This window comes from Streptococcus sp. 17.1 (assembly GCF_016648655.1).
Taxonomy (GTDB): Bacteria; Bacillota; Bacilli; order Lactobacillales; family Streptococcaceae; genus Streptococcus; species Streptococcus salivarius_E.
In genome coordinates this window covers 1-7340 of sequence record NZ_JACLQM010000035.1, presented here as the reverse complement: position 1 = coordinate 7340, position 7340 = coordinate 1, and the positions used below count along the sequence as shown (strand labels likewise).

Sequence of the window (7340 nt, the reverse complement as noted above, 5' to 3'; positions counted from 1 at the left end):
GTTTGTGTGGTTACTTACAGTTTACACCAATGAAAGGCTATGAGTTTTTTTGTTGCACTATATTTTACAATTTATCAAGTTAAAAACGAAGCTTACATTAGAATATTCATTAGTTGTAACCCATTTATTCTCTTCAAAATTGGTGGTTAATATAATCCCTTTTTCAACATAATCTTGAAAACATTCTTTTGCGCTTTCAATCATATTATCATCAAACAGGATAATTTCATTTACTTTACGAAATAATTTTGATTGATTATTCAACTGACTAACTCCTTAATAATATCCTCATAATCAGACAATACAGCTTCACCATATTGTTCTGATAAAGCTCCTAACATTTCTGTAAGGCATGGTTTAATCTGTTTTTCTAAAATTGCTCTAACTTTACCTCTCTCAAGGTCATTTGTTAGTTTAGAGTATTGCTTGTTAAGCCGATTAAACTCACCGATTAACAAAAGCAAAGTAGATTTTGTCTGCAATTCATACTGGCAACCTACACAATGTTGACGGTCATCATAGGGGCATAGTTTCCCTAACGCAGATAAGAGACACATACTTTCTCCCTGCTTAGAGAAAGCCTCTCCGTTGCCAATTCGATGACAGATTGTCAGTAATTGTTCAGGTTCAACGTTGTTTTCAACTAGAGTTTTTAAAGCTTGTTGAGAACGCAAATCAGCCCTAATGCTCAATTCTAACGTTTTCTCAATTTCTACTGGTGTTAGATCTAAACTTTTAATCATTTGAGTTTGTTGGCTTGGACTTAATTCTTTATACTTTCCTCTAGTTACAATGGTCAAGAGCATAGACGGAATCATGGATAATACGCCTCGCTCAAATAGTTCTTTTGCAACCATTTCAGGTTTTAGTTGTCCAAGTTGGGCATCTTTTAGATACGTTGTTGTAGTTTGCGCAAATTCATTAAAATTACCTTTATGGCTACGAGCTAATGCTGCTAAAAAATAACCTTTAATATTCAGTTCTGACTTTTCTTCAAGAACGTCATCTGCTAACATTGCGACAGATTGTAAGTAAGACTTGTTTGCAGAACGACTACTAAAGTTACGCTCTAAAAATAAATTTCCGATTTCCTCCCCCATATAACTAGTAATCTTTTCATAAGTTTTAATTCGTCTGATTAATGGGTTTTCTGCATTGTATGGTATTTGAAGTTGAAAATGTGCTTCACAGATAGCCAATAACGTTCCAATAAGAACCTGACAACTTTCTGGGACGTGAAACTTTAGCTGAGTAACGTTAGAAGCGTTTTTTGTTTTATTAGGTGTTAAGTTTAAATAAGTCAATCTTGTTGTAATACTTAGTAAAGTCCTTCTAGCTTCACTACTACTCCAAGTTCCATCTACTACTGCTTCTAAAACTTCTAATGGTTCTCTTGTTAATTTAGGATGTCCTAATCTTTCCAAGTCTGTTGATCTTAGTGCGCAAATAAAATGTAACCCTAGATACAACCATGTATCTGCATAGTTTTTTGAATTTGCTGCTTTACAAAACATATCATTTTTTATGATGTAGTCCTCGTTGAATAGGTAGTACATTAATTCAAGGTATTCATCTAATTCATACGCTCCATTTGCACTCTCAATCGTGTAACGCTTCGTCATTTCAAAACTCACTCGATAACGAGTAACACCTTTATTGAGTAGCCATTTAATAAATTGAATGAGATTATCACCTAGATATTTTGTGAGAACTTTTGTTGCTACTTCTACTAAGGTCTCCACTTCAGCATCACTATATAGAAACAAATCTTTTGTTAAGTAGTATGCTAAAAAATCAAGTAGATAGAAACGATTTGTTTCACTCAGTTTTTCTTCTTCAGCAAATTGAACGAATAATTCATTTGTAGAAGGGAATTTTTTTGAAAAGATTCCTTCCATACTCTTAATTCCAGGAGGTGTTGTTAGATAGTCTTTGATGTGATTTTTAAGAACTTCAGCATCTTTTTCCGTAATAGTATAATCATCAAGATTTATAGACACACCAAACCAATCATTGTCTAGTAAAAATCCACTGACTTTCTCACGGTGTTTTATTGTAGCATCACCTAACTCGACTAATATTCTTTCAAGATAACTTTTTAAATCTACTACCAACAGCTACTCCTTCTAGTGTTCACCAAATAATTTTTCTGCTTGCCAGTTCATATAATCAAAAACACCATTGTTCACCTGACCATACTGTTTTGCAATTTCTCCTTTATTTTGTAAATATACCCAAGCACTTTCTGGTGAATTGTCCCCTCTAGCGGACATCAGCTCACTAACTTCATTAACGCCTGACAACACTAATTGAGTGGTGTACCAGTGCCTAAAGATATGGGGTGAAATATTATTTTCTTGCAAGAGTTGACCAAAAAAGACAACCTCTGGGTCATCAGATTTAAGAAATATTGGGATCATTTCTTCGCGAATAATCTTACGAAATCGTTGATAGTACACATCGTATGATAATGCTTTACCCTGCTTGTTAAGGTTTAATGGACCAAAATCTTTCTCATACCTTTTACCCTCTAGATAACTCATATAGTCATTATAAGTGTCTAAAAAGACCTCCAAGAAGATATAAGGTACAGCTTGAAGTCTTTCCTTTTTAATTCGTCCAGTTGGCTTTAAATCACTTCTAAGGGGCATTTCTTTTCGCAGATCAATCTCAATCTTAAATACTTGATTATCACTTTGGTGAAATAAGATACCTGCTCCCAAAGGACTATCTTCACGTCTTACATTACATGCTTCTGATGGTCTCAAACCAACAAATGCTCCCAAAGCAACAACCATAAGTAAATCCTTGTGATATTGAGCAATGTGAGCAAAGAGCATTTCAAAGGCGCTGTTTGGCATATCTCTAAAAATTGACTTCTGTGCGTTGCTATCATCAACAAATATCTCAAAATTCAGTTCTTTCCGTTTAATGACTCTACCTCGTCTATTAGTGAATGTATTGATAGAATAAAGGTCTTCTGGCTTCAAATTAGCCTTTCCTTTTCGTTCATTCAAGTATAGAGTTAAAAAATCAAGAACTGCATTTACACATTTTTCGACTGTACTTTTCTTTCTATTTTTTCTATCTTCTGGAAGTTGTCCTAAACCATAAAGCATAAAAAACTCCTTGACCATTTCTAAAGTTAGTTGATCAAGATTGTTAACCCCAACTGTTCCGTAGATAAAATTCAAAAACTTAACAACGTATGAAAATCGTTTGTTTCCATCGTCTGAAATAGATTTAATCTTTGTGGCAGATTTTACATATCTATGAAAATCAGTGAATTGTAATGTACCATCATCATGTTTGAGTGCAATCAATTGCTTTGTAACGATATTATTATCACCTAGAATTAGCGAATGTTTATATACAACAAATCTCATGTTATCTCCTTGTTTATTATGACTGAAGGTTCTGACTGTGTTTTATGATGTCAATACACAAAAAAACGATCAAATCAGTACCATTTTCCTTTGTGCTCTAAACTGCATAAAGGGAATATCGATGAGTACTTTCATTGATCGTTATTATTATTTAAATTAATTCAATAATAAAAGTAACTTCATCTAAGTAATAAGAGCAATTTATTAGCTCAGCAACAACGATAACCACAGCAACTCCTTCTAAACGATGAAAGGAATATCCGCCGTGGCTATCTATTTACTTTTTTTCTTTTACTTCTGTAAGTTACTTTTGTTATTTTTACTTTTTCTGTATTATATCATATTTTGATTAAATTGTCATCTAAGAAAGTGATTTTAAAAAAACTGGAAATTTTTTCAATTGTATATTTTGACAATAAAAAACACTTTTATATCAATTTAATGATTTTAGAGCGTTTTATAAAATTATACTATAAAATGAAAGAGAATTACACACTCAACTCAAACAACTTATAAAACTCACCTCTCCTATCCATCAAATCACTGAAAGAACCATCTTCAACAATAACGCCATCTTTCATAAAGAGAATTCTATCGTATTTTTTCAAAATGTTCTCATTCAACTTGTGGGTTACTACAAGTGCAGTCAAATTTTGAATATCCAAGATTGAACTTTCAATTTCAGTAGTTACTTGATTATCCAAAGATGAAGTAGCCTCATCCAATAATAAGATTGGTGTTTTTCGAATCAAGGCGCGCGCAATACTAACTCTTTGTTTTTGTCCGCCAGATAAATTTGATCCATTCTCTCCACATAAAGCTTGTAGACCTAATTCATTTTCTAAAACATAACTTTCTAAACCTGACTGCTGTACAGCTTTCTTTATTTCCTCATCAGTGAAGGATTGATTAAGAGTAATATTTGCTCTTAAAGTATCATCAAAGATATAAATATCTTGCTGAACAATCGTCATCAAGTTATAAAGACTCTCTGCTGAAATAGCTTGTATATCTTGATTATCAATTGAAATATGTCCACTTGTTACATCATAAAAACGCAGCAATAGATTGAGCAAAGTTGATTTTCCACTCCCTGACATTCCTACAATTGCAATTTTTTCCCCTTTTTGAATCTTCAAAGATAAATGATTAAAAATTTTTTCTTCAGCATTAGGGTAAGAAAAGTCTATATTTGAAAAAGAAATGACATCATCGAAATATTCTTTCGTTTCACCAGTCTGAAGTCCAATTACATCTTTTACCTCAAATGCATTAAGTGTTGCTTGCCCTTCACGAAATTTACTCATTCCCATACCAATTTCATTTAGTGGCATTACTACAAAATTGACTAGTTGAACAATAGCTGTCACACTCCCAATTGTGGTAGAACCATTAAATACGAGGTACATCCCTCCACCAAAAGCTACCAAAAAAACAATCATCCCTGAAAGCTGTGAAATAACATTTGCTAAAACATCAAATTTTCCTTTTATAAAATATATCTCATCCAATTTTTCACTTTCATAACTATAATCCTCACAGATAGCATCTTTCACATTAAAACTTTTAATAACAAGAAATCCTGCTAAAATATCTTTAACCTTAGCTAAATACTTCTGATCTGCAATCATGGCACTCTTTTGAAGATAAGCTGATTTTTGTCCAATGAATCCAGAAATCATCATTGGAATAATGCTAGCAATGATAACCAATAAGGTCAAATACCAATTACCTATAAACATAGCTAGGAGCGAAAAAATCATTAAGGAAAGGTTTTTTGAAATATTAAAATACTGGTGTAGATAATCTTGCTCAATTTTCTTCATATTTTCGGTTAATACAGAAATAAATTTCCCTGATTTTTCTTTAGAAAAGTCTCTATAATCCCTATCTAAAATAGATTGGAACACCTTATTTTTGTATCTTGACATGATTTGCCTAACAAGTTTATTTTTCAATCGAAGAGATATAAAGTTGAGCCCTGCATATATGAGAATAACAATAGCTCCTACTAGTACCGCTTGAGTTAAGGCTTCTTTATTTTGAGACATGCCACTATCAATAATACCTTTAATAGAATAAGCAAAAGCAATATTAGTTAAAGGGACCAGTATATTAAATATCATGAAAGCATAAAAAGCCTTCTGATGGTTCTTTATCAATTGTTTCATCCTTAATCTACCTCATAATTCTTAATTTAATTTAGAAAATGTGACATAAAATATTCTTCTAAGTCAATATTCTCTCTCCTAATCTCTTTCATAGAGACCTGTTATACAATTTTTCCATTTTTGATAAAACCAATTTTATCTGCTATCTGTGAAATTTCCGATAATATATGACTCGATATTAGTATTGTAATTCCATGCTACTTAGAAAGCGACAACAAAAGATTTCGAATTTCTTGAATTCCTATTGGATCTAAACCATTGATTGGCTCATCTAAAATTAACAATTTAGGTTTTGTTAGAAAGGCACGAGCTAAACCAAGCCTTTGCCTCATTCCTAACGAAAAATCTTTTACTTTTTTAGTCGTATTTTTTAATCCGACCATTCTTAAGGCTCTTATTATATCTGATTCAGTAATAGTTTTCCCCATATACTGAGCGTGAATTTCCAAAATTTCTTTTGCAGTGCAGTTATCATAAAAAATTGGTGATTCAATAATACTTCCAATCTGACTTAGGATTTCTTCTCTGTGTTCTTGTAGATTTTTCCCAAAAATTTCAATACTACCTGATGTAATTGTTGATAAGGATAACATACATTTCATTAACGTTGTTTTTCCAGCACCATTCGGTCCTAGAAAACCATAGATTTCTCCTTCAGCAATTTGAAGGTTGATACCACTTAAAATTTCTTCTTTATCAATTGTTTTAAAAACTTCTTTTATTTCAACAATATTTCTCATTTCTATCTCTCTTTCTATATCCAGTTTTAAATGCAAGAATTTTTCTCCCAGAGCATAAATACTAATTTATACAGTCTCTTTTTTTATAGAAATCATTAAGGAATTATCACTTTCCTTCAATTAAACTTAGGTATGCTACTTGATACTAATATCTTGTCTTGAAATATTAAAAATTGAAAATGAAGTAATCATTAAACTTATGAAACTTGCAAATATCAAAAAGAATAAGTTATCAGCAATATTATTAGATAAACTTCCTGGACTTACATTTGAAAGTAATGCTGCTAAACCAAGTCCTGAAAGCATTGTTATAGCTGTTGAATGTTTAATCATACCTAAAACAAATGGTAGTAACCCTATTAGTACTGTTGCAAACGTTATTCCAGCCAAGTTAATTAATTGACTAGCTAGAGGGATATAACTAGATTCAGTTACAACAGCCATGAATCTAATGAATAATTGAGTCACTAAATGTGCAGAAAAATGGGCAATAAATGCTATTAGAATGACTGAAAGAATTTTTCCCCAAAGTAACTTTATTTTAGAAATAGGGTAAGAAAACAACTGAAAAATTGTTCTTCGTTTAAATTCATCAATAATAATCGTAGATAATAAATAAGATTCGAAAATCAAAAATGCTGCTTTTGTAAATAAAGATGAAAACAATGAAGCTACAATTGCCCAACCTTCCCATTTACCAGTAATTCTAATAACATTAGAATCCTGTCCAGTAAATTCTCCTAGTTTATTGTCAGTACCTAAACCCATAATAATGATTGCTGTAATACCTAACACTATAAATATAGTACACAACCAGGCTAAAAATAATTTAGATTTAGAAACTTTATTTAATTCAATTTTAATAAGCGACAACATAGATTATTTCCTCCAAAGCGTAAATAAAGAATAAACTATTCAGACTAATCTCGACAAATATTTAAAAATAAGCTTATTTTACAGACAATGGCACCATACATACTATCGGTATGTATATACTAAAAACAAACATACCCTCGGTATGTATCTCTCTCTAATACACATCT

Annotated in this window: 5 protein-coding genes and 1 pseudogene; all 6 read right to left on the bottom strand. The window is 31.5% G+C overall.

Features of this window, described 5'->3' with window-relative positions; translation table 11 throughout:
• Positions 1 to 57: 57 nt before the first annotated feature.
• The 6 genes and pseudogenes from H7T99_RS10390 to H7T99_RS10365 all read right to left on the bottom strand — a co-directional run bounded on the left by H7T99_RS10390 (position 58) and on the right by H7T99_RS10365 (position 7173).
• On the bottom strand, positions 58 to 264 hold the full coding sequence (locus H7T99_RS10390; RefSeq protein ID WP_037600651.1) for a hypothetical protein: 207 nt from the start codon (positions 262 to 264) through the stop codon (positions 58 to 60).
• Positions 261 to 2114: a hypothetical protein gene (locus tag H7T99_RS10385; protein WP_037600649.1), complete on the bottom strand. Its 1854-nt coding sequence runs from the start codon at positions 2112 to 2114 to the stop codon at positions 261 to 263. Before H7T99_RS10385 ends, H7T99_RS10390 begins: the two co-directional genes overlap by 4 nt.
• A gap of 12 nt (positions 2115 to 2126) precedes the next feature.
• Positions 2127 to 3386 (bottom strand): site-specific integrase, encoded by a 1260-nt coding sequence (locus H7T99_RS10380; protein ID WP_037600646.1) that lies wholly within the window; start codon positions 3384 to 3386, stop codon positions 2127 to 2129.
• A 488-nt stretch (positions 3387 to 3874) separates the two neighbouring features.
• Entirely contained in the window at positions 3875 to 5557 is a 1683-nt protein-coding gene (locus H7T99_RS10375; RefSeq protein ID WP_037600642.1) for an ABC transporter ATP-binding protein, read from the bottom strand.
• 26 nt (positions 5558 to 5583) lie between these two features.
• Positions 5584 to 6297: pseudogene (locus H7T99_RS10370) on the bottom strand (ABC transporter ATP-binding protein).
• Between the two features lie 135 nt (positions 6298 to 6432).
• Positions 6433 to 7173 carry an ABC transporter permease gene (locus H7T99_RS10365; RefSeq protein WP_009664163.1) on the bottom strand — a complete coding sequence of 247 codons (741 nt, stop codon included), beginning with the start codon at positions 7171 to 7173 and terminating at the stop codon, positions 6433 to 6435.
• Positions 7174 to 7340 lie beyond the last annotated feature (167 nt).

Excerpts from the sequence above, each read along its gene's own strand:
- H7T99_RS10375 (WP_037600642.1), bottom strand. The coding sequence starts at position 5,557 with ATGAAACAATTGATAAAGAACCATCAGAAGGCTTTTTATGCTTTCATG.
- H7T99_RS10380 (WP_037600646.1), bottom strand. The coding sequence starts at position 3,386 with ATGAGATTTGTTGTATATAAACATTCGCTAATTCTAGGTGATAATAAT.
- H7T99_RS10365 (WP_009664163.1), bottom strand. The coding sequence starts at position 7,173 with ATGTTGTCGCTTATTAAAATTGAATTAAATAAAGTTTCTAAATCTAAA.